This window comes from Streptomyces sp. B5E4 (genome assembly GCF_039871555.1).
In the GTDB taxonomy this organism is placed as follows: domain Bacteria; phylum Actinomycetota; class Actinomycetes; order Streptomycetales; family Streptomycetaceae; genus Streptomyces.
The window spans coordinates 1-23071 of sequence record NZ_JBDPMI010000039.1 but is presented as its reverse complement, the minus strand read 5'-3'; the positions used below and the strand labels follow the sequence as shown (position 1 = coordinate 23071).

20 protein-coding genes are annotated in these 23071 nt (G+C 74.1%); 10 read left to right on the top strand and 10 right to left on the bottom strand.

Annotated features, from left to right (window positions below):
- Positions 1-21: 21 nt before the first annotated feature.
- The 4 genes from ABGA99_RS32885 to ABGA99_RS32870 all read left to right on the top strand — a co-directional run bounded on the left by ABGA99_RS32885 (position 22) and on the right by ABGA99_RS32870 (position 5899).
- Complete coding sequence (locus ABGA99_RS32885) at positions 22-3315, top strand: PDZ domain-containing protein (RefSeq protein WP_347584076.1); 3294 nt, start codon at positions 22-24, stop codon at positions 3313-3315.
- Between the two features lie 77 nt (positions 3316-3392).
- Complete coding sequence (locus tag ABGA99_RS32880; protein WP_347577955.1) at positions 3393-3752, top strand: histidine triad nucleotide-binding protein; 360 nt, start codon at positions 3393-3395, stop codon at positions 3750-3752.
- A gap of 16 nt (positions 3753-3768) precedes the next feature.
- Positions 3769-4674, top strand: coding sequence for a ribonuclease Z (locus ABGA99_RS32875; protein ID WP_347577954.1), 906 nt, complete (start codon positions 3769-3771; stop codon positions 4672-4674).
- Positions 4675-4789: 115 nt separating this feature from the next.
- Positions 4790-5899, top strand: coding sequence for a PfkB family carbohydrate kinase (locus ABGA99_RS32870; protein ID WP_347584075.1), 1110 nt, complete (start codon positions 4790-4792; stop codon positions 5897-5899).
- An 88-nt stretch (positions 5900-5987) separates the two neighbouring features.
- Here the strand turns inward: ABGA99_RS32870 and ABGA99_RS32865 are convergent, their stop codons facing one another.
- Together ABGA99_RS32865 and ABGA99_RS32860 are read right to left on the bottom strand one after the other, a co-directional pair.
- Positions 5988-6350 (bottom strand): cytidine deaminase, encoded by a 363-nt coding sequence (locus tag ABGA99_RS32865; protein WP_347577953.1) that lies wholly within the window; start codon positions 6348-6350, stop codon positions 5988-5990.
- A gap of 74 nt (positions 6351-6424) precedes the next feature.
- Positions 6425-7318, bottom strand: a complete 894-nt coding sequence (locus tag ABGA99_RS32860; RefSeq protein ID WP_347577952.1) for a helix-turn-helix transcriptional regulator — start codon at positions 7316-7318, stop codon at positions 6425-6427.
- An 87-nt stretch (positions 7319-7405) separates the two neighbouring features.
- On the opposite strand from ABGA99_RS32860, the gene ABGA99_RS32855 reads away from it, so the two are divergent.
- The gene (locus tag ABGA99_RS32855; RefSeq protein WP_347584074.1) at positions 7406-8923 is read left to right on the top strand and encodes an MFS transporter; all 1518 of its coding nucleotides are present in this window, start codon (positions 7406-7408) and stop codon (positions 8921-8923) included.
- A 112-nt stretch (positions 8924-9035) separates the two neighbouring features.
- Here ABGA99_RS32855 and ABGA99_RS32850 read toward each other — a convergent pair whose 3' ends face one another.
- The 6 genes from ABGA99_RS32850 to ABGA99_RS32825 all read right to left on the bottom strand — a co-directional run bounded on the left by ABGA99_RS32850 (position 9036) and on the right by ABGA99_RS32825 (position 14129).
- Entirely contained in the window at positions 9036-10352 is a 1317-nt protein-coding gene (locus ABGA99_RS32850; protein WP_347577950.1) for a hemolysin family protein, read from the bottom strand.
- Positions 10349-10846, bottom strand: coding sequence for an rRNA maturation RNase YbeY (gene ybeY, locus ABGA99_RS32845; protein WP_347577949.1), 498 nt, complete (start codon positions 10844-10846; stop codon positions 10349-10351). The genes ABGA99_RS32850 and ybeY overlap by 4 nt, the downstream gene beginning before the upstream one ends.
- Positions 10847-10850: 4 nt before the next feature.
- Positions 10851-11888, bottom strand: coding sequence for a PhoH family protein (locus tag ABGA99_RS32840; protein ID WP_347584073.1), 1038 nt, complete (start codon positions 11886-11888; stop codon positions 10851-10853).
- 251 nt (positions 11889-12139) lie between these two features.
- On the bottom strand, positions 12140-12439 hold the full coding sequence (locus ABGA99_RS32835) for a hypothetical protein (protein WP_347577947.1): 300 nt from the start codon (positions 12437-12439) through the stop codon (positions 12140-12142).
- 94 nt (positions 12440-12533) lie between these two features.
- Positions 12534-12926: a hypothetical protein gene (locus tag ABGA99_RS32830; protein ID WP_347584072.1), complete on the bottom strand. Its 393-nt coding sequence runs from the start codon at positions 12924-12926 to the stop codon at positions 12534-12536.
- Between the two features lie 174 nt (positions 12927-13100).
- Entirely contained in the window at positions 13101-14129 is a 1029-nt protein-coding gene (locus ABGA99_RS32825) for a LysR substrate-binding domain-containing protein (RefSeq protein WP_347584071.1), read from the bottom strand.
- A gap of 61 nt (positions 14130-14190) precedes the next feature.
- Between ABGA99_RS32825 and ABGA99_RS32820 the strand changes: the two genes are divergently transcribed.
- Positions 14191-15201: an aldo/keto reductase gene (locus ABGA99_RS32820; RefSeq protein WP_347584070.1), complete on the top strand. Its 1011-nt coding sequence runs from the start codon at positions 14191-14193 to the stop codon at positions 15199-15201.
- A gap of 106 nt (positions 15202-15307) precedes the next feature.
- Positions 15308-16237, top strand: coding sequence for a GTPase Era (era, locus tag ABGA99_RS32815; protein WP_347577943.1), 930 nt, complete (start codon positions 15308-15310; stop codon positions 16235-16237).
- A 162-nt stretch (positions 16238-16399) separates the two neighbouring features.
- Here the strand turns inward: era and ABGA99_RS32810 are convergent, their stop codons facing one another.
- Both ABGA99_RS32810 and leuA read right to left on the bottom strand, forming a co-directional pair.
- Entirely contained in the window at positions 16400-17095 is a 696-nt protein-coding gene (locus tag ABGA99_RS32810) for a TerB family tellurite resistance protein (protein WP_347577942.1), read from the bottom strand.
- A 161-nt stretch (positions 17096-17256) separates the two neighbouring features.
- The gene (gene leuA / locus ABGA99_RS32805) at positions 17257-19023 is read right to left on the bottom strand and encodes a 2-isopropylmalate synthase (RefSeq protein ID WP_347577941.1); all 1767 of its coding nucleotides are present in this window, start codon (positions 19021-19023) and stop codon (positions 17257-17259) included.
- Positions 19024-19312: 289 nt separating this feature from the next.
- Here leuA and ABGA99_RS32800 point away from each other — a divergent pair, with 289 nt between their 5' ends.
- The 3 genes from ABGA99_RS32800 (at position 19313) to ABGA99_RS32790 (ending at position 23004) form a co-directional block, all read left to right on the top strand.
- A complete protein-coding gene (locus ABGA99_RS32800; protein ID WP_347584069.1) occupies positions 19313-20443 on the top strand; it encodes a M4 family metallopeptidase in 1131 nt (376 codons plus the stop codon).
- A 10-nt stretch (positions 20444-20453) separates the two neighbouring features.
- Positions 20454-20720, top strand: a complete 267-nt coding sequence (locus ABGA99_RS32795) for a protealysin inhibitor emfourin (protein ID WP_347577939.1) — start codon at positions 20454-20456, stop codon at positions 20718-20720.
- 214 nt (positions 20721-20934) lie between these two features.
- Positions 20935-23004 carry an MMPL family transporter gene (locus ABGA99_RS32790; RefSeq protein WP_347577998.1) on the top strand — a complete coding sequence of 690 codons (2070 nt, stop codon included), beginning with the start codon at positions 20935-20937 and terminating at the stop codon, positions 23002-23004.
- Positions 23005-23071 lie beyond the last annotated feature (67 nt).

Sequence of the window (23071 nt, the reverse complement as noted above, 5' to 3'; positions counted from 1 at the left end):
CCGCATGATGGGATGATCGACGTGACTCAGCCTGCTTACCTGCGATTCCCGCACCTGCACGGCGATTTGATCACCTTCACGGCGGAGGACGACGTCTGGGCCGCGCCCCTGGACGGCGGCCGCGCCTGGCGGGTGAGTGCCGACAACATGCCGGTGGACCACCCGCGCATAGCCCCCGACGGCACCCGCGTCGCCTGGACCTCCACCCGCGACGGCGCCCCCGAGGTCCTCGTCGCGCCCGTCGACGGCGGCGCGCCCGTCCGGCTGACGTACTGGGGCAGCGGCAAGACCTCCGTACGCGGCTGGACGCCCGGCGGCGACGTGCTGGCGCTGACCACCCACGGGCAGTACTCTCTGCGCCGCACCTGGGCCCGCGCCGTGCCGCCCGACGGCGGCCCCGCGCACACGCTGCCGTTCGGACCCGTCGGCAACGTCGCGTACGGTCCCGAGGGCCGCGTCGCGCTGCTCACCGCCGGCATGGGCCGCGAGGCGGCGTACTGGAAGCGCTACCGCGGCGGCACCGCGGGCCGGCTGTGGCTGCGTACCGCGGCGGACGCGGAGTTCACCCGGCCCGCAGAACTGGACGCCGTCCTCGGCAACGCCGAGTATCCGCTGTGGGCCGGCGGGCGGCTGGCGTTCCTCTCCGACCACGAGGGCACCGGCGCGCTGTACTCCGCCGACACCGACGCCCCCGACGCGTACGCCGCACTGCGCCGCCACACCCCCCTCGACGGCTTCTACGCCCGCCACGCCGCCACCGACGGCGCCCGCGTCGTCTACGCAAGCGGCGGCGAGCTGTGGCTCCTCGACGACCTCGACGACGGCACCGAGCCCCGCCGCCTCGACATCCGCCTCGGCGGCCAGCGCACCGACCTGCGCCCCCGCCCGCTGCGCTCCCGCCTCAACCTCGGCACCGCCCGCCCCGACCACACCGGCCGCGGCAGCGCCGTCGAGATCCGCGGCACCCTGCACTGGGTGACCCACCGCGAGGGCCCCGCCCGCGCGCTGGCCGCGGAGCCCGGCGTACGGGCCCGGATGCCGCGGGTCTTCCGCGCCGAGGGCGCCGAGCACGTCGTGTTCGTCACCGACGCCGAGGGCGAGGACGCCCTGGAGTTCACCCCCGCCGCCGGCCGCGACGCCGGCGCCACCCCCCGCCGCGTCGCCGCCGGGCGCCTCGGCCGCGTCACCGGGCTGGCCGTCGCGCCGGACGGCAGCCGCGTCGCCGTCGCCTCGCACGACGGCCGGGTGCTCCTCGTCGAACGCGCCTCCGGTGACGTACGCGAGGTCGACGCCAGCCAGTACGGCGACGCCGGCGGGCTGGTGTTCTCGCCCGACTCCGCCTGGCTGGCCTGGTCCCATCCCGGCCCCGGCGAGCTGCGGCAGTTGCGGCTGGCGACCACCGACGGGCTGGCCGTCGCCGAGGCCACACCGCTGCGCTTCCGCGACTACTCCCCGGCGTTCACCGCCGACGGCAAACACCTGGCGTTCCTCTCCGAGCGGGCCTTCGACCCGGTCTACGACAGCCACGTCTTCGACCTGTCGTTCCCGTACGCCTGCCGCCCCCACCTGATCACGCTGGCCGCCGAGACGCCCTCGCCGTTCGGCCCGCAGCGCCACGGCCGGGCCCCCGAGCGCGGCACCTCGGACGACGGCGACGACGCCGGCTCCGGCGACACCCCGCCGGTCACCCGCATCGACCTCGACGGCCTCGCCGACCGCATCCTGCCCTTCCCTGTCGAAGCCGCCCGCTACTCGGCGCTGCGCGCCGCGGAAGGCGGCCTGCTCTGGCTCACCCACCCGCTGCGCGGCGTCCTCGGCACCGATGCCGCGGGCCCCGACGACGACGGCCCCACGACCCGGCTGGAGCGCTACGACCTCGGCAAGCAGCGCGTCGAGGAACTCGCCGACGACGCCGAGGGCTTCACCGTCACCGGCGACGGCACCCGGATCCTGCTGCGCACCGACGGCAAGCTGAAGGTCGTCCCCGCCGACCGCAAGGCCAGCCACGTCGACGACGGGGACGGCGACAACGTCACCGTCGACCTCACGCGCGTACGGCAGTTGCTCGACCCGGCCGCGGAGTGGCGGCAGATGTACGCCGAGGCCGGCCGGCTGATGCGCGACCACTTCTGGCGCGCCGACCTCGGCGGCGTCGACTGGGACGGCGTGCTGGAGCGCTACCGCCCGCTGCTGGAGCGCGTCGCCACCCACGACGACCTCGTCGACCTGCTGTGGGAGGTGCAGGGCGAGCTGGGGACGTCCCACGCGTACGTCGTCCCCCCGGGCGGCGGCACGTCCGCGGGCGCCCCGGAGCGGCGGCAGGGGCTCCTCGGCGCCGACGTCACCCGCGGGGACGACGGCAGCTGGCGCGTCGAGCGGATCCTGCCGTCCGAGACCTCCGACCCGCACGCCCGCTCCCCGCTGGCCGCACCCGGCGCCGCGGTCCGCCCCGGCGACGCGATCGTGGCCGTCGACGGCCGGCCCGTGGACCCGCTGGCCGGGCCCGCGCCGCTGCTGGTGGGCTCGGCGGGCAAGCCGGTCGAGCTGAGCGTGCTGCCCGCCGACGGCGGCGACGTGCGCTACGCGGTGATCGTCCCCACCGCCGACGAGGAACCGCTGCGCTACCACGCGTGGGTCGCGGGCCGGCGCGCGTACGTACGCGAAGCCTCCGGCGGCCGCCTCGGCTACCTCCACGTCCCCGACATGCAGGGCCCCGGCTGGGCGCAGCTCCACCGCGATCTGCGCGTCGAAGTCGCCCGCGAGGGCCTCGTGGTCGACGTCCGCGACAACCGCGGCGGGCACACCTCGCAGCTCGTCGTGGAGAAGCTGGCCCGGCGCGTCGTCGGCTGGGACGCGGGCCGCGGGCTCCAGCCCGTCAGCTACCCGATGGACGCGCCGCGCGGGCCGGTGGTCGCGGTGGCCAACGAGTTCTCCGGCTCGGACGGCGACATCGTCAGCGCCGCGATCCGGGCGCTGGGCATCGGGCCGCTCGTCGGGCGGCGCACCTGGGGCGGGGTCGTCGGCATCGACAGCCGCTACCGGCTGGTCGACGGCACGCTGGTGACGCAGCCGAAGTACGCCATCTGGCTGGACGGTCCCGGCTGGGGCGTGGAGAACCACGGCGTGGACCCGGACGTGGACGTGCTGCTCACGCCGGAGGACTGGGCACAGGGGCGCGACCCGCAGCTGGAGACGGCGGTGCGGCTGGCGCTGGAGGAGCTGGAGCGCAGCCCGGCGGCGGTGCCGCCACAGGTGCCGGGCGCGGTGCCGGAGGCGTCGGAGCAGGCGTCGCCGGAGTCCCCGGCGGGGGAGTAGCGGCGGGGGCGTCGGGTACGGGCCGCGGGGTACCATGCGGCCCGTACCGCCCGACTCGTACGAAGGAGGCCGGGAACATGGCCGGGGAGCCGCAGGCCGACTGCCTGTTCTGCAAGATCACCGCGGGGGAGGTGCCCGCGACCGTCGTCCGCGAGACCGCCACGACGATCGCCTTCCGCGACATCAACCCCCAGGCGCCCACGCACGTCCTCGTCATTCCCAAGGCCCACTATCCGGACGCCGGCGCCCTCGCCGCGGCCGATCCGCAGCTCCTCGCCGACGTGCTGCGCGAGACGGCCGAGGTCGCCGCCGAGGACAAGATCGACGCCACCGGCTACCGCGTCGTGTTCAACACCGGGGCGGGCGCGGGCCAGACCGTCTTCCACACGCACGCCCACGTGCTCGGAGGCCGCGGCCTGAACTGGCCGCCCGGGTAGCGCGGGCCGCCCGGACTTGTCCGCCCGCGAACTCGTCGTCCTCGGCACCGCCAGCCAGGTCCCCACCCGCCGGCGCCACCACAACGGCTACGTGCTGCGCTGGGACGGCGACGCCATCCTCTTCGACCCCGGCGAGGGCACCCAGCGCCAGATGCTGCGCGCCGGCGTGGCCGCGTACGGGCTGACCCGCGTCTGCGTCACCCACTTCCACGGCGACCACTGCCTGGGCCTGCCCGGCGTCATCCAGCGCCTCCACCTCGACCGGGTCCCGCACCCCGTGACCGTGCACTTCCCGGCGAGCGGGCGGCACTTCTACGAGCGGCTGCGGTACGCGAGCGCGTACCGGGAGACCGCGAAGATCGAGGAGGGGCCCGTCGAGGGCGACGGCGTGATCGCCACCACGCCCGCGTACAGCCTTGAGGCGCGCCGCCTGCACCACCCCGTCGACACGTACGGCTACCGCCTCGTCGAGCCGGACGGCCGCCGGATGCTCCCCGGCCATCTCGCGCGCGCGGGCATCACCGGGCCGGACATCTCGCGCCTGCAGCGCGAGGGCGTGCTGCGGGGCGTCCGGCTGGAGGAGGTCTCGGAGCCGCGCCGGGGGCAGCGGGTCGCGTTCATCATGGACACAGGGCTGTGCGAGGGGGTGTACGCGCTGGCCGAGGAGGCGGACCTGCTGGTCATCGAGTCGACGTTCCTGGGGGCGGAGACCGACCTGGCCGTGGAGTACGGGCATCTGACGGCGGGCCAGGCGGCGGGGGTGGCGATCGCGACGGGCGTACGGCACCTGGTGCTGACGCACTTCTCGCAGCGCTATCCGGACCCGGCGGACTTCGCGCGCGAGGCGCGCGAGGCGGGGTACGCGGGGCCGCTGACGGTGGCGGCGGACCTGGGCAGGGTCGCGGTGCCGGCGCGGCGCTGAGGGTGGCGGGGCCGGACGCGGAGGGCCGTTGTCAGTGGGCTGAGGCAGACTGAAAACAGTCGGACAAGTGTTCCGTTCTCGGTGCTGGAGGCCCGGTGTGGAAGGAGGCGCCCACGTGACCACCGCTTCGTCTGCCGCATCCGTGGCGGCCGTGGACCCGCTCACGCACGTGCGTGGCCCCGCGGACCCGGCCGTCGACGTCTATCTGACGGGGACGGTCTTCCTGGACATCGTCTTCACCGGCCTGGAGAGCGCCCCCGTCCGCGGCACGGAGTCCTGGGCCCGCGGCATGGGCTCCAGCCCCGGCGGCGTGGCGAACATGGCGACGGCTCTGGCCCGCCTCGGCCTGCGGACGTCGCTGTCGACGGCCTTCGGCGACGACGTGTACGGCGACCACTGCCAGGAGGCCCTCGCGGGCGAGGGCGTCGACGTGTCCCTGTCCCGTACGTGCCGCGGCTGGCACTCGCCGGTCACCGTCTCCATGGCGTACGACGGCGAGCGCACCATGGTCTCCCACGGCCACGAGGAGCCGCCCCCCGACGAGCCCCCGCGCTGCCCGCCGCCGAGCCGCGCCTGCGTCGCCTCCCTCGACCCGGGCCGCCGGCAGCCGTGGATCGAGCAGGCCGCGCTGCACGGCAGCCGCATCTTCGCCGACGTCGGCTGGGACGACACCGGGCGCTGGGACCTGGCGGAGATACCGGAGCTGGCGCACTGCGAGGCGTTCCTGCCGAACGCGGCGGAGGCCATGCGCTACACGGGCACGTCCTCGCCGCGCGCGGCTGCCCACGCGCTCGCGGAGCACGTGCCGGTCGTGGTCGTCACGATGGGCGCCGAGGGTGCGTACGCGGTGGACGGGCGCACGGGCGAGAGCGCCGAGGTGCCGGCGATATCGGTGGCGGCCCTGGACACCACCGGCGCCGGAGACGTCTTCGTCGCCGGCTTCGTCACCACGTCCCTCGCGGGCTACCCGCTGGCCGACCGGCTGGCTCTGGCCGGGCTGACGGCGGCGCTGTCGGTGCAGGAGTTCGGCGGCTCCCAGTCGGCCCCGGGCTGGACGGAGGTGGCGGCGTGGTGGGAGCGGATACGCACGGTCGAGGAGCAGGACCCCCAGGCCCTCGCCCGCTACGCGTTCCTGGACGGCATCACGCCGTGCGCCCCCCGGCACTGGCCGCTGCGCCGGGCGGTCCCGACGATCGGCTTCCGCCCGGAGCGGGACGCCCCGTAGGGCGGTTCCGGTCGTACGGGCCGGGGCCGTGCGCTGCGCCGCTGCGGTCGTACGGATGCCCCCGCACGTCGGCGGGCTCCCGGTTCCCTCAGGCCCGGGTCGTACCGCGCAGTTCGCCGTCCGGGGCGGCCAGCAGGACCGGGGTGCCAGGGCCGCCGAGGTCGCGGACGGCCGCGAGGTCCGCGTCCGCGGGAGCCTCGGCCTCGGTGACGACCGCCGCCGCCTCCAGCGACGTGGCGCCGCTGGCGACGGCCATCGCCACGGCGGTCTGCAGCGCGGTCAGCCGCAGCGAGTCCAGCGCCACGGTCCCGGCGACGTAGGTGCGGCCGGTCTCGTCCCGTACGGCCGCACCCTCGGGCACGGCGTTGCGCGCGCGTGTGCTCCGGGCCAGCGTGACGATCTTGCGGTCCTCGGGATCCAGCGAGCTGCTCTCACTCATACCCCGGAGCATACGAACCCCCCGCCGCCCCCCGCCCACGCGGCCCGCCCCCACCGCCCGCGGGCGGGGGAGAACGAGGGCCGCCGTCAGCCCGCGATGCGGCGCAGGCCCTCCCGGCGGCCCTCCGGGGACGCCAGCCACCGGAGCTTCTCCGCCGTGTCCGTGCCCTCCGCCGCGTTGTGCAGCACGATCGTCAGATCCGGCCGGGCCGGCAGCTGCAGATGCGTGCTCTCCAGGAACAGCGTGCCCGCGAGCGGGTGCTCGACCTCCTTCGCCGTCTGCCCGGCGGCGGCCACGTCCCCGCTGCTCCACAGCTCGCGGAACTCCTCGCTCTGCTCCGCCAGTCCGTCGACGACCAGCCGGAAGCCCTCGTCGTCCAGCCGCTCCGCCATCGCCGCCCGGTACTCCGCGACCACAACCGGCGCCGTCTGCGCCCAGCGCGTCGAACGGGCCCGGTACACGGGGTCGGTGAAGAAGTTGACGAGGCAGTTCTCGGAAATCTCCGGCCGCATACCGAAGATCATGGCCGCCGCGTCGTTGTGCGCGATCGTGTTCCAGTACGCGTCCATGATGTGCCCCGGCAGCGGCATCCAGCTGTCGATGACCCGCATCAGCCCGTCGCACAGATAGTCCGGGTCGTACTCCGTCGTCCGCGCCGGCGGGTTCAGCCCTGCCAGCACGTACAGATGCCGCCGCTCGACGGCGCTCAGCCGCAGCACCCGCGCCACCGCGTCCAGCACCTGTGGGGAGACCGTGATGTCCCGTCCCTGCTCCAGCCACTGATACCAGCTCGCCCCCACGCCCGCGAGCACCGCGACCTCCTCGCGGCGCAGCCCCGGCGTACGGCGCCGGGCGCCGCCGTCCGGCAGCCCCGCCTCGGCCGGGCTCACCCGCGCCCGGCGGGTCATCAGGAACTCGCGCAGCTCACGGTGCCTGCGGGACCTCATGCCGCCCGCGGGCGGCGTGACGGTCGTTGCCATGGATCCCCCTCGTCCGTAGCTGGTGGTACGGCCACCAGGATAAGTTCCCGCTCCCCAGCAAACCGCGGCCCGCCGGACTCTGTTCCCATGCCATCCGAGACCACGACGCCGGCCGCCCACGAAAAGGCTGCCACCTCCGCACCGGCCACCTCCGCACCGGCCACCTCCACGCCGGGCGCCGACGCGCCCGGCGACCACGCGCCCGACGGCACCACGCCCGCTCCGGCCGCCGCCCCCGTCCACTTCAGCGGCCGGGCCCGGCTGGTGCTCCTCGTCCTCTGCGCGTCCCAGTTCATGGTCGCGCTCGACTTCTCCATCCTCAACGTCGCCCTCCCGGAACTCGGCGCCGACCTCGGCCTCGGCCAGGCCAGCCTGCAGTGGGCGGTCACCGCCTTCGCCCTGCCCTCCGGCGGCTTCCTGCTCCTCTTCGGCCGCTTCGGCGACCTCTTCGGCCGTCGCCGGCTCTTCCTCGCCGGCCTCGCCGCCTTCGCCGTCGCGTCCGCCCTCGCCACGTTCGCCTGGAACCCCGCGTCGTTCCTCGCCGGCCGCGCCCTCCAGGGCCTCGGCGCCGCCGCCCTCGTCCCCACCGGCATGGCCCTGCTGACCACCGGCTTCCCCGAAGGCCCGCAGCGCTCCCGGGCGCTGAGCATCATGGGCAGCATCATGGCGCTCGGCTTCACCGCCGGCATGCTCCTCGGCGGCGTACTCACCGAGGCCTTCGGCTGGCGCTCCACGATGGCGCTGCTCGCCGTCGCCGCCGTCGCCGTGCTGGCCGTGGCACCCGGCGTGCTCCCCGAGAGCCGCCCCGACCGCCGCCCTCGGCTCGACATCCCCGGCGCCATCGCCGTCACCGGCGGCCTCCTCGCGCTGATCTACGCCCTGTCCGCGGCCGCCGAACACGGCTTCGGCCGGCCCGACGTCCCCGTCACCCTCGCCGCCGGCGCCGCGCTGCTCGTCGCGTTCGTGGTCATCGAGGCCAGGACCGCCGAGCCGTTGGTGTCGCTGCCGCTGCTGCGCCGCCCGACGGTGGCGTGGGGGGCGCTCGGCGGGCTGGCCACGTTCTCGATGATGAGTTCCGTCGTTTTCCTCTCCACCCTCTACCTCCAGGAGATCCGCGGCATCAGCGCCCTCGACACCGGGCTGATCTTCGGCGTCATGGGCCTGACCGCCGCCGCCGGCGGCACCGTCGCGCCGCGGCTTGTGGCCCGCTGGGGCCCCCACCGCACGCTCCAGGCGGGGCTGCTGGCGCAGGGCGTCACCACCGCGCCGCTGGTGCTCGTCGGCGGCTCGTCGGCCGGCGTGTGGCTGGTCACCGTCTTCGGCGCGGTCGCCGCGTTCTTCCACCTGTGGGCGATCGTCGCGTACGGGCTGACCGTGACCTCCGGGGTGCCGAACGAGCGGCAGGGCCTCGCCACCGGCGTCGTCACCAGCGCCCAGCAACTCGGTATGACCGTGGGCATCCCACTGCTCAGCGCGCTGGCCGCGAGCCGGAGCGGGCTGCTCGACGGCCTGCGGCTGGGCCTGGCGGCCGACGCGGCGGTGCTGGTCGCGGTGGCGCTGCTGACCGCGGCGGGCCTGCGCCGCGGAACGCGCACCGCCGCCTGACGGCGGTGCGGAGGAAGCGGGCCCGGCGCGGGGGCGCCGGGCCCGTACGCCGTACGGACCGGGCAGGCGGCCCGTGCCGTACGGTCCGAAACCCGCCCGCACCGACGACCCCCTACGTCCCCTCCTCCGCCTCCGCCGCAACCACCCGCACCGGCTCCACCAGCACCGTCACGATCTTGTTCCGCCGCCCCGCCGGCGACTCCGCCGTCAGCCGCAGCGCCCGCAGCCCCGGGTCGGAACCGTCGTGCGTGACGTCGACCTCCGCCGTCGCCCCCGCGATCGGCACCCGCCCCAACTGCTTGGCCAGCAGCCCGCCGACGGTCTCCACGTCCTCGTCGTCCAGCTCCAGGTCGTACAGCTCGCCCAGGTCGCCGATGTCCAGCCGGGCCGTGACCCGGAAGCGCCCCTCGCCCAGCTCCGCCGCCGGCGGCAGCTCCCGGTCGTACTCGTCGGTGATCTCGCCGACGATCTCCTCCAGGATGTCCTCGATCGTCACGATCCCCGCCGTCGACCCGTACTCGTCGATGACGACCGCCACGTGGATCCGCTGCTGCTGCATCTCCCGCAGCATGTCCGCGGCCTTCTTCGTGTCCGGCACGAACGCCGCCGGCCGCATCGCCGTCGAGACCAGCTCCGACTCGGCCTCCCGGCTGATGTGCACCTTGCGCGCCAGATCCTTCAGATACACCACGCCGACGACGTCGTCCTCGCTCTCGCCCGTCACCGGGATCCGCGAGAAACCGGAGCGCAGCGCGAGCGTCAGCGCCTGCCGGAGCGTCTTGTACCGCTCGATGGTCACCACGTCCGTCCGCGGCACCATCACCTCGCGCACCAGGGTGTCGCCGAGTTCGAAGACCGAGTGGACCATGCGCCGCTCGTCGTCCTCGATCAGCGACTCCTTCTCCGCCAGGTCGACCATCGCGCGCAGCTCCGCCTCCGAGGCGAACGGGCCCTGGCGGAAGCCCTTGCCGGGCGTCAGCGCGTTGCCCAGCAGGATCAGCAGCCGCGGCACCGGGCCCATGATGCGGGCCAGCGGCAGCAGCACGTACGCGGACGCCGTCGCGGTCGCCACCGGGTGCTGGCGCCCGATGGTGCGCGGCGAGACGCCGATCGCGACGTACGAGACGAGGACCATCGCGGCGATCGCGACGGTCAACGCCTCCCAGGTGCGGTCGAAATGACGCAGGGAGGCGTACGTGACGAGCGCACCCGCGGCCATCTCGCAGCCGACCCGCACCAGCAGCGCCACGTTCAGATAGCGCACCGGGTCGGACGTCACCGCCAGCAGCTTCGCCGACCCGCGCCGCCCGGCCCGTACCGCGTCCTCGGCGGCGATCCGCGTCGTCCGCGCCAGCGCCGTCTCCGCGCACGACGCCAGCCAGCCGACCCCCACGAGCAGGACCGCCGCGGCGATCAGCCGGGCGGTCATCGCTCGGTGGGCGCCGGCGAAGGCCCGGTTACGCCGCGTTCGGCGCGCCAGCCGTCGACGATCGCCTTCTGCAGACCGAACATCTCGGCCTTCTCGGCGGGCTCCTCGTGTTCGTAGCCGAGGAGATGCAGTACCCCGTGCACCGTGAGCAACTGCAGCTCCTCGTCCATGGAATGCCCGGTCGGCGCCGCCGCACCCTGCCGGCGGGCGACGTCGGGACAGAGCACGATGTCACCGAGGAGCCCCTGCACGGGCTCCTCGTCGTCCTTGGCGGGCGGCCGCAGCTCGTCCATCGGGAACGACATCACGTCCGTCGGCCCCGGCTCGTCCATCCACTGCACGTGCAACTGCTCCATCGCGGCGGGGTCGACGAGGATCACCGACAGCTCGGACAGCGGATGGATGCGCATCCGCGCCAGCGCGTACCGGGCGGCCCCGAGCACGGCCTCCTCGTCGGCCTCGACCCCGGATTCGTTGTTGACCTCGACGGACACGGGTCTAGGCCCTGCCGTTCCTGTCGTCGCCGGTCCGGACGTCGTACTTGTCGTACGCCTCGACGATCCGGCTCACCAGCTTGTGCCGCACGACGTCCTTGCTGGTCAGCGTTGTGAAGTGCACGTCCTGCACGCCGTCCAGGATCCCCTGCACCTGCCGCAGCCCGCTCTTCGTCCCGCCCGGCAGGTCGACCTGCGTGACGTCACCGGTGACGACGATCTTGGAGTTGAACCCGAGCCGGGTCAGGAACATCTTCATCTGCTCGGGATTCGTGTTCTGCGCCTCGTCGAGGATGATGAACGCGTCGTTCAGGCTGCGTCCCCTCATGTATGCCAGGGGGGCGACCTCGATCGTGCCCGCGGCCATCAGGCGGGGGATCGAGTCCGGGTCCAGCATGTCGTGCAGCGCGTCGTACAGCGGGCGCAGATACGGGTCGATCTTCTCGTACAGCGTGCCCGGCAGGAAGCCGAGGCGTTCGCCCGCCTCGACCGCGGGGCGGGTCAGGATGATGCGGTTGACCTGCTTGGACTGCAGGGCCTGGACCGCCTTGGCCATGGCGAGGTACGTCTTGCCGGTGCCGGCGGGGCCGATGCCGAAGACGATGGTGTGCTTGTCGATCGCGTCCACGTAGCGCTTCTGGTTCAGCGTCTTCGGGCGGATCGTCTTGCCGCGGTTGGACAGGATGTTCTGTGTCAGGACCTCGGAGGGGGCGTGGTGCCCGCCGGCCTCGTCGTCGCGGTCGGATTTGAGCATGGCGATCGTCCGCTCCACCGCGTCCTCCGTCATGGGGGCTCCGGTGCGCAGGACGAGCAGCATCTCGTCGAAGAGGCGCTGCACGAGGGTGACTTCCTCGGAGGCGCCGACGGCGCTGACCTCGTTGCCCCGCACGTGGATGTCGGTGCCGGGGAACGCCTTCTCGATGACCCGCAGGAGGGAGTCTCCGGAGCCCAGCACGGTCACCATGGGGTGCTTCGCCGGGATGGTGATGTGGGCGCGGGCCCGTCCCTCGTCGGGGGTGCGGCTTACGGGTGTCTGTGTCATGGGCCGGCCCTGGGGCCTGAATCTCATCCCACTTCTTCGCTCGCGTAACTGTGAGGAGGACCCGCCGGACGGACCACGCCCGGGGTCCCGACGCCTGCTCCACACGCAGGCCCTGACGCCATCGTAACGGGGGGAGGTGCGGCTGTGGCCAGTGAGTTTCGACGTGGGTACGCCAGACGTGTGCCGGAGGCGCGGGTGCCTGCTCACGGGCTACCCCGGTACCGCGGTAGCCCGTGAGCGGCGAGGCGCCGTTACGCCGTCAGCGGAGCCCCCGGCGGCTCGGGCGGGACGTCGGGGGCCGGACGGGCGGCGTCGGCCTGCGGTTCTGCGGGGGTGGGGTGGGGGGTGGGAGCGGATTCGGGCACGGGGCCGGCTGCCCGGTCGTGGCCGGCAGGGGCGGGCCCGGCGGGGCGGCGGTCGTGGGGTCCGGGGACGGTGGGCGGGTCGGCGGATCGGTCGGCGGGCTGGTCGGCGGGCTTGTCGGCGGGCGGGGACGGGAGGGTCTGGGCGCGCACGTACGCTTCGAGCGCGCGCGAGAGGTCGATCGGCATGGCGAACTCCGGCTTGCCGCTGGCGTGCTGACGTGGGGGTACGGGCAGCGGGGCAGGCGTCCCTGTGCGAAACGGGCGCGCCCCGCGGGCCCTGTCAGCAGCGCAGTACGGCGTACCGCCCCCGGGCGGCGGTGAGTACCGCCGCCTCCGGGGCACGGGAGCGCCACGGGGAGCCCGCGGCCGGGGCGTCCCGCGGCGTCCGGGGCGTGGGCCAGGCGACGGCCGCCATGCGGCCGGCCCGGTCGGAGCGCCCGGCCTTCGCCGGCCGCGGGCCGCGCCGGGCGAGACCGGGCGCCGGGCCGGTGTCCTCGCCGGGGGCCGCCTCGCCCGCGGCTCCGGCCGCCCCGGGGGCGGCGGAGGACGTGGGGAGGACGTCCGCGGCGCTCGCGCGCTCGACGGCTCCGCCGGGCACCAGCAGCACCCCGAGGAGCAGCGCGAGCCAGGCGCGCAGGGCGAGCCCGCGGACGAGTGCGGCACGGACGATCACGACTTCAGGTAACCACGGTGCTACGTTCCGTACAGTCCATCCTGAGGGTGATGTTCCGCGCGCCGCCGCGCCGCCCGACCGGCGCCCGCGCCGCCCGCACCGACCCCGCATGCGCGGCGCACGCCCGCGCCCCACGCGTACGCGACTACACGCCCGCGCCCCACGCGTACGCGACTACACGCCCGCGCCCGGGCCCCGCAGGTGCCTTATCGCCGCGCCGGCCGCGCCGCCCGCGCCGGCCTCTGTGTGTTCCCCCGCGCTCTCCCGGGCCCTGCGGTCCTGCCCTCCCGGTCCCGCTTCGCCGCCCCCGCTCCCGCCGCCCGCGGCGACCGGTGCCTCCCGGAACGCCGCCGCGAACTCCGCGACCTCCCGCCGCCCGTCGTCCGCCCGCCACAGCAGCGCCAGCTCGCACGGCGCCAGCCCCCGCACCGGTACCGACACCACGTCCGGCCGCAGGTACAGCCGTGCGTTGCCCTCCGCGAGCAGCACCACGCCCAGGCCCGCGCCCACCGCCTCGAACACCTCCTCCGGCGACGACGCCTCCAGCGCCACCACCGGCTCCCGCCCGGCCCGCTCCGCCGTCCCCAGCCAGAAGTCGCGCAGCACGCCCGCCGACCGCGGCAGCGCCACGAACGGCTCGTCCAGCAGCTCCGCGAAGTCCACCGACGCCCGGCCCGCGAACCGGTGCCCCCGCGGCAGCGCCACCCAGCGCTCCTCCCGGGCGAGGACCTTCGCCGTCAGCTCCGTGCCCACCCCCGGCACCGGCAGCCAGCAGAACGCCGCGTCGGCGCCCCCGCCGGCCAGCCCCGCCGTGGGGTCTTCCCAGTTGACCAGCCGCAGCGAGATCCGCCAGCCCCGGTCGCGGAACCGGCCCAGTACCTCCCGCTGCAGGTCACGCCCCACCGCCGTCTGCATGCCCACCGCCAGCGACTCCGCGGGCCCGGCCGTGCGCGCGGCCCGTACCGCCTCCGCCCAGCCCGCCGTCAGCTCCCGCGCCGCCGGCAGCAGCGCCGCGCCCTGCGGGGTGAGCGCGACCGTGCGCGCCCGGCGCTCGAAGAGGGGGAAGCCGAGCTGCCGCTCCAGCGCCCTGATCTGCTTGGACAGCGCCGGCTGGGAGACGTACAGCCGCTCGGCGGCGCGGGTGAAGCTCAGCTCCTCCGCGACCGCCGCGAAGTAGCGCAGATCGCGTACGTGGACGTCCATAGCCACCGGTTATAGCCATAGGTCTTGGACGCCGCCACGCAATTCCACGGAGGCTGCGGGCATGACCACAGCTTCGGGCACCGTCCCCTCCCGCTCCCTGGGCGCCCTTGAATCCCCGGCCATCGGCTACGGCGCGATGGTGCTCTCGCCCGGCGTGTACGGCGAGACCGACGACGACCGCGGCGTCGCGGCGGTGCACGCCGCGCTCGACGCGGGCGCCACGCATGTCGACACCTCCGACGCCTACGGCCCCGACGGCCACAACGAGCGCCTCGTCGGCCGGGCGCTGCGCGGCCGGCGCGACGAGGTGGTGGTGGCCACGAAGTTCGGGCTGCGCCTCCCCGAGGGCGCCGAGGGGCGTACGCATCCCGTCAGCTACGCCTTCGGCCACCTCACGGTCAACGCCGAGCCGCGGTACGTACGCGGCTACGCCGAGAGCTCCCTGCGCAATCTGGACACCGACCGCATCGACCTGTACTACGTGCACTACCCCGACCCCGCCGTGCCGGTCGAGGACACCACGGGCGCCATGGCCGAGCTGGTCGCCGAGGGCAAGGTCCGCCACCTGGGCCTGTCCAACGTCACCGCGGAGCAGTTGCGCCGCGCGCACGCCGTGCACCCGGTCGCGGCGGTGCAGACGCAGTGGTCGATGTGGACGCCCGTCGACCCGGACCTGCACGCCGCAGCGCGCGAGCTGGGCGTCGGCCTCGTCGCGTGGGGGCCGCTGGGTACGGGCTTCCTCACCGGTTCGGTGACGGACGTCGCGGAGAGCGACTTCCGCCGCAACATCGGCGCCTTCGACGCCGCCAACCTCAGGACCAACCACGACCGCTTCGCGCCGCTGCGCGCGGTCGCCGCCGACGTGGGCCTCACGCCGGGGCAGCTCGCGCTGGCGTGGCTGCTGCACCGGGACGACCACGTCGTGCCCATCCCGGGCAGCCGGACGCCGGCGCACATCGTGGAGAACGTCGCCGCGGCCCGCGTCGAGCTGCACCCCGACACCCTGGCGCGGATCGACGAGGTCCTCGACGGGCTGGCCCCGCAGGGCGGGGCGCGGCTGCTGGGCGCGTAGCTCCCGCGGGCACCGGGCGCCGGCAATGCCGAGTCCCGGAGCGCCGGGGACCGCGGGTGCCGGAGCGGCGGTCGGCGTCCGGCGGCGGTCGGGGAGAATGCTCCCCATGACCACCCCTGACACCGGGCACCGCTCCGGCTTCGCCTGCTTCGTCGGCCGGCCCAACGCCGGCAAGTCGACCCTGACCAACGCGCTGGTCGGCCAGAAGGTGGCCATCACCTCCAGCCGGCCGCAGACGACCCGGCACACCGTGCGCGGCATCGTCCACCGCCCCGACGCGCAGCTCGTGCTCGTCGACACCCCCGGCTACCACAAGCCGCGAACGCTGCTGGGCCAGCGGCTCAACGACGCGGTGCGCGCCACCTGGGGCGAGGTCGACGTGATCGGCTTCTGCGCGCCGGCGAACGAGAAGATCGGCCCGGGCGACCGGTACATCGCCGGCGAGCTGGCCGCCCTGCGGCGTACCCCGAAGGTCGCCGTCGTCACCAAGACCGACCTGGCCGACTCCGACACGATCGCCGCGCAGCTCGTGGCCGTGGACCGGATGGCGAAGGAGCTGGGCTTCGAGTGGGCGGAGGTGGTGCCGGTCTCGGCGGTCGTGGGCAAGCAGGTCGACCTGCTCGCCGACCTGCTGGTGCCGCTGCTGCCGGAGGGCCCGGAGCTGTACCCGGACGGGGAGCTGACCGACGAGCCGGAGCAGGTGATGGTCGCCGAGCTGATCCGGGAGGCGGCTCTGGAGGGCGTACGGGACGAGCTGCCGCACTCGATCGCGGTGGTGGTCGACGAGATGGAGCCGCGTGAGGACCGCCCGGCGGACCGGCCGCTGCTGGACATCCACGCCAACCTGTTCATCGAGCGCGACAGCCAGAAGGGCATCGTCATCGGGCCGAAGGGCAAGCGGCTGAAGGAGATCGGCACCCAGGCCCGCGGGCACATCGAGGCGCTGCTGGGCACGCCGGTCTATCTCGACATCCACGTGAAGGTCGCCAAGGACTGGCAGCGGGACCCGAAGAAGCTGCGCCGGCTGGGCTTTTGAGCGCGGGGGCGCGTGGAGGCACGCGGGTCCCGCGCGCCTCCCGTACGAGCCCGGGGGCGCCCGTGCCGTACGCACCGGAGAACGCCCGTGCCGTACGCCCCCGGGGGCGCCGGTGCCGTACGCACCGGGCCGCGCCCGCCCGTGACGGGAACCCGCGCCCCCTCAGGACGGCGTGCGCGCCGACGTCAGCAGCCGCTCGACGTCCGAGGACGGCAGCATCAGCGCGTCGCCGACGACGACCAGCGTCTCCCACTCCGGGGGCGTGTACGCCCCGTCCGCCAGCGCGATGCGCGCGCCGCTCAGCAGGATCGACTCCCGCCCGACGGGCACCAGGTGCGGCGCCAGCGGCGCCAGCGTCTCGCGCAGCTCCGCCTCGAAGTTCCGCTGCTCCGGCGGGAGGTCGGCGCACAGGTCTGGCATCCGCCCCGAGTCGGCCTCGATGGCGGCCAGCAGCGTGAGCAACTGCTCCTCGGTGCAGTCGTCGTAGCCCGCGGTGCGCACGGCGGTGACGGCGGTGCAGCGGACGGCGGAGGAGGAGGTGCCGCCGGCGTGCAGGACGGCGAGCGCGACGGCGTGGGTGGCGTCGCGCAGCAGCAGGGCGAAGCGCGTCGAGGTGGGCTCCGCCAGGGCCGTGAGGCCGAAGTGGCCGCCGCAGCCGGTGCATTCGACGACGGGTCCCGCGGCGCCGCGCGGCAGCACGGGCACGCCGAGGACGGTGAACCGCCGTCTGCCGGTACGCCGGCGGTAGTTGCGGTCGCCGCCGCACCCGGGGCAGAAGAACTCACCGTCCGACTCGGTGTGCCAGGACGTCCGCACACCGGCGAACCGGCGGAGGATATGCGTCACGTCGACCTCCATCACGCTTCGGCAACGCTGCCGCGCTGACGTGATGCTAACCACACCGGCCGACATCGTCAGCCCTCGTGCACGTCAAGGCGGTGCGAACGAGCCGCGCCCCGCGCCCCGTCCACGGTCGGACGGCGCACGGGGCGCGGGGTGCTCCGGTGGTGCTGAGGCCGTCAGCGGGCGGCGCGGTTGACCGCGGAGACGACGGCCTTCAGCGAGGCGCGGGTGGTGTTGGCGTCGATGCCGATGCCCCACAGCACCTTGCCGTCGACGGCGACCTCGATGTACGAGGCGGCCTGCGCGCTGGCGCCCTCGCTCATCGTGTGCTCCTGGTAGTCCAGGAGCCGCGCGTCGATGCCGACGCCCTGCAGGGCGTGGAAGAACGCGGAGATCGGGCCGTTGCCGGTGCCGACGAGGGTCGTCCCGGCGCCGTCGACGTCGGCCTGGACGGTGAGGGTGTCGACGCCGTCGCGGTCGGTCGTGGTCTGCCCGCCGCGGAGCTGGATGCGGCCCCAGGCGTTGCCGGGGTTGGGCAGGTACTCGTCGCGGAAGACGTCCCAGATCTGCGCGGGGGTGACCTCGCCGCCCTCGGCGTCGGTCTTGGTCTGGATGATGCGGGAGAACTCCACCTGCATGCGCCGCGGCAGGTCGAGGCTGTGGTCGTGCTGGAGCACGTACGCCACGCCGCCCTTGCCGGACTGGGAGTTGACGCGGATGACGGCCTCGTAGGAGCGGCCCACGTCCTTGGGGTCGATGGGCAGGTACGGCACCGCCCACTCCAGCTCCCCGACGGGCTTGCCGGCCTGCTCGGCCTTGGCCTCCATCGCCTCGAAGCCCTTCTTGATGGCGTCCTGGTGGGAGCCGGAGAAGGCGGTGTAGACGAGGTCGCCGACGTAGGGGTGGCGGGGGTGGACGCCCATCTGGTTGCAGTACTCGTAGGTGCGCCTGATCGCGTCGATCTCGGAGAAGTCGATCATCGGGTCGACACCCTGCGAGAACAGGTTCATGCCCAGGGTGACCAGGTCGACGTTGCCCGTCCGCTCGCCCTGCCCGAACAGGCAGCCCTCGATGCGGTCGGCGCCCGCCATGAGCGCCAGCTCGGCGGCGGCGACGGCGGTGCCGCGGTCGTTGTGCGGGTGGACGGACAGGCATACGTGTTCGCGGCGGGACAGGTTCCGCGACATCCACTCGAAGCGGTCGGCGTGCGTGGAGGGCGTGGAGCGCTCGACGGTGGCCGGCAGGTTGAGGATGATCTCGCGGCCGTCCTCGGGCTGCCAGACGTCCATGACGCCCTCGCAGACCTCCAGCGCGAAGTCCAGCTCGGTGTCGGTGAAGATCTCCGGGCTGTACTGGTAGCCGAAGGTCGTGCGGTCGTCGAGCAGCTTCTCGGCGTACTCCACGACCAGCCGGGTGCCGTCGACGGCGATCTGCTTCACCGCGTCGCGCGAGCCGCGGAAGACGACCTCGCGCCACACGGGCGCGGTGGCGTTGTACAGGTGGACGGTGGCGCGGCGGGCGCCCCTGAGGGACGCGACGGTGCGCTCGATCAGCTCTTCGCGGGCCTGGGTCAGGACGGAGATCGTCACGTCCTCGGGGATGGCGCCGTCCTCGATGACGGAGCGGACGAAGTCGAAGTCGGTCTGCCCGGAGGAGGGGAAGCCGACCTCGATCTCCTTGTAGCCCATGCGTACCAGGAGGTCGAACATGGCGCGTTTGCGCGCCGGCGACATGGGGTCGATCAGGGCCTGGTTGCCGTCGCGCAGGTCGGTGGAGAGCCACCGGGGGGCACGGGTGATGCGGTTGCCGGGCCAGGTGCGGTCGGGGATGTCGACGGCATCGTACGGGCGGTAGCGGTGCACGGGCATGCCGGAGGGCTGCTGGCGCACGGTGGCGGCGGTGACGGGCGTACCGCGGCCGACGGCATTACCGGGGTGGGACATGGTGGCGTGGGCTCCTTCGCGCGAGCTGGTCGTCGACCGACGGGTGGCAGCACCGGACTCCGCGGGGAGGGGGTCGGTCTACGACTGCAGACCCTCGCCGCGGCGGCTAAGAAGAAGCAGCCCGTATCGCACGATGCCGACCAATGTAGCCCAGCCGCGGTGGCGCCGGCCGATCAGTATCACGATGCGAGACCCCCGGCGGCCTCCGCGACGGCCCCCGCCACCCGAAATCGCGAAGAATTCGCTGCGGGGAGTGACAACTCGATTACTTAGTGCCACATTGCGGGGTATGGACGCATCCTCACACACCCCCGTGTTCTGCACGATCGTGCCCCCCCACATGCTGGACAAGCTGGCCCGCACCGACAACCCCGCGCTGTCGGCCCGCGCCCGCCGCACCCTGGAGCGCGACGCGCTGCAGCGCACCCGCCGCCGTATCACCACCGTGCGCGGCGCCGCCGCCCCGCCGGCCGCGCGCCCGGCGCAGGACGATGCGAAGCCCAGGCGCACCGTCTTCGATGCGAGGACGACCCAGGACCTGCCCGGCAGGAAAGTCCGCGGCGAGGGTGACAAGGCCGTGGGGGACGCCACCGTCAACCGCGCCTACGACGGCCTCGGCGCCACCTTCGAGCTGTTCCTCAGCGGCTTCGCCCGCGACTCCATCGACGGCGCCGGGCTGCCGCTGAACGCCACCGTCCACTACGGCGAGGACTACGGCAACGCCTTCTGGGACGGCGAGCAGATGGTCTTCGGCGACGGCGACGGCGAGGTGTTCCTCGACTTCACCCTCGCCGTCGACGTCATCGGCCACGAGCTGACGCACGGTGTCACCCAGTACACCGCGAACCTGGAGTACTTCGGCCAGTCCGGGGCGCTCAACGAGTCGGTCTCCGACGTCTTCGGCTCCCTCATCAAGCAGTACGTCCTCGGCCAGAGCGCCGGCGACGCCGACTGGCTCATCGGCGCCGAACTGCTGGCCCCGGGCGTCTCCGGCGAGGCGCTGCGCTCGATGAAGGCCCCCGGCACCGCCTACGACGACGACGTCCTCGGCAAGGACCCGCAGCCGGCGACGATGGCGGACTACGTGCACACCTCCACCGACAACGGCGGCGTCCACATCAACTCCGGCATCCCCAACCACGCCTTCTACCTGCTGGCCACCGACCTCGGCGGCAACGCCTGGGAGCGTGCCGGACTCATCTGGTACGACGTGCTGACCGGCGGCGGCCTCACCACCACCGCCGACTTCGCCGCGTTCGCCGCCGCCACCGTCGCCGCCGCCGAGGCCTGCTACGGCGACGGCGCGGAGCGCTCCGCGGTGCTCTCGGCGTGGTCGCAGGTCGGCGTGGACACCGACGAGGAGGCCACGGTGCCGCGGCAGACCCCCGCCCCGCAGGGTGCGGCGCCGCAGGCGGGGTAGGCGTGGGGGCATGCGCATCACCGTCACCCGCACCGGGGGCTTCGCGGGCCTGACCCGCCAGGCGACCCTGGACACGGCCGGCCGCGCGGACGCGGCCGGCCTGGAGGCCCTGGCCGGCCGGGCGCTCGCGGAGGGCAGCGCGGTCCCGCCCGCGGGCGTACCGGACGGCTTCGCGTACCGCCTCACGGCGGACGGCCGCACCGCGCACTTCGCCGACCCGCGGCTGACCGACGCGCAACGCGCCCTCGTACGAACGGTGATGAAAGAGGGCGCGTAGTACTCCCCGGGGAGCAACGGGGGCCGCGGGCCACCCCGCGCAGTAGGCGGGTTTTCGCACCCGGGAGCGAAGAACGGCGTCGGATCCCCGGGGAAGCTGGGGCCAGTCCAGTTGCTTCCCGGAGGGAGAGCCCGCCATGGGCGCCGTATCCGCACCACCCGAAGCGCCACCAGGCCCCGCGACGAGATCAGGGCGCCGCTGGCTGCCCTGGGCCGTGGTCGGCCTGTGGATCGCGATCCTCGCCCTGGCCATGCCGTTCGGCAGCAAGCTCGGCGACGTCAGCCGCGACCGGGCCGTCGACTATCTGCCGGGCAGCGCCGACTCCACCCAGGTGTCGCAGATCACCGAGGACCTGCCCGGCGGCGACACCCTCAACGGCGTCCTCGTCTACCAGCGCGACGGCGGCCTCACCGCCGCCGACCGCGAACTCGCCGCCGAGCACGCCGGCGTCCTCGCCGACGGGTACGAGCTGGCGAAGGACGGCACGCCGCAGGCCGTGCCCGCCGAGGACGGCAACACGCTGATGATGCCGTTCTCCGTCGTCGGACTGCCCGACGAGGACGCCCAGTTGGCGGCCGTCGAGGAGATCCGCGAGCAGCTCGTCGCGGATCCCCCCGAGGGCCTGTCCGTCGAACTCGGCGGACCCGCCGGCATCCAGGCCGACTCCGAGGCGGTCTACGAACAGGTCGACGGCACCCTGATGTACGCCACGGCGGGCATCGTGACGATCCTGCTCATCCTCACCTACCGCAGCCCGTTCCTGTGGCTGCTGCCGCTGGTCTGCGTGGGAGTGGCGTCGATGAGCGCCATGGCGGTCGTCTACGGCCTCATCCAGGCGTTCGACCTGACGGTCAACTCGATGAGTTCCGCGATGATGACGGTGCTCATCTTCGGCGCGGGCACCGACTACGCGCTGCTGCTCGTCGCCCGGTACCGCGAGGAACTGCGCCGCACCACCGACCCGCAGGAGGCGATGCTGACGGCGGTGCGCAACTGCGGCCCGGCGATCCTGGCCTCCTCCGGTACGGTCGCGGCGGCCCTGATCTGCCTGCTGGCCGCGGACCTCAACTCCAGCGCGGGCCTCGGCCCGGTCGGCGCGGTCGGCGTGGTGTGCGCGCTGGCGGTCATGACGACGCTGCTGCCGGCGCTGATGGTGCTCTTCGGCCGCCGCATCTTCTGGCCGCTGGTCCCCGCCTACGGCAGCGAGCCCAAGCGGCGCGGCTTCTTCGACCGGATGGGCTCCTCGGTGGGCCGCCGCCCGGTGATGATCCTCGTCGGCGGCGTGGTGCTGCTGGGCGCTCTGGCGCTCGGCGCGTTCAACCTGCCGGGCAACCTCAAGCAGGAGGACGCCTTCACCGACAAGCCCGAGTCGATCACCGCGATGGAGAAGCTGAAGGAGGCGTACCCCGAGCAGAGCGCCCAGGCGATCGTCGTCGTCGCCGACGACGCGCAGGCGAACGCGGCGCTGTCGGCGGCGCAGGGCGTCGAGGGCGTCGTCTCCGCGGAGGTCGCCCGCTCCGGCAACGGGTTCAGCGAGATCACCGTCTACGCCGCCGACCCGCCGCAGTCCGCGGGGGAGGACCGCACGATCGCGGACCTGCGCTCCGAACTGGGCGCCATCGACGGCGCCGACGCCCTGGTGGGCGGACCCAGCGCGGAGGCGCTGGACCTGGCGGAGGCCAACTCCGGCGACCGCAAGCTCGTCATCCCGCTCACCCTGGCCGCCGTCCTGGTCATCCTCATCGCCCTGCTGCGCAGCCTGGTGGCGCCGCTGGTGCTGACCGTCGCCGTGGTGGCGTCGTGGGGCGCGGCGATGGGCCTGGGCGGTCTGGTCTTCGAACCGGTCATGGGCTACCCGGGCACCGGCGGCGAACTGGCGCTGCTGACCTTCGTCTTCGGCGTGGCACTGGGTGTCGACTACGGCATCTTCCTGCTGCACCGGATGCGTGAGGAGGCCATGGGCGGCGCCGACACCCGCACCGCGGCGCTGACCGCGCTGCGCCGCACCGGCGGCGTGATCGCCTCGGCGGGCGTGGTGCTGGCGGCGACGTTCGCGGCGCTGGGGACGATGCCGATGGTGATGATGTTCGAGATCGGTTTCGTCGTGGCGGTCGGCGTCCTGCTGGACACCTTCCTGGTACGCACCTACCTGGTGACGTCCGCGAGCTGGCTGCTGGGCAAGAAGATCTGGTGGCCGGGGCCGCTGTCGAAACGCGAAGAGGCCCCGCCGCCGGCTCCCGACGCGCAGCAGGAGCCGGAACCGGCGGGCGCGGCGTCGCGCTAGCCCCGCCCCGGCACGGCCGTACGCACCGTACGGCCCCCGCCCCGGCCGGGCGGCGGTCCTTCGGGGC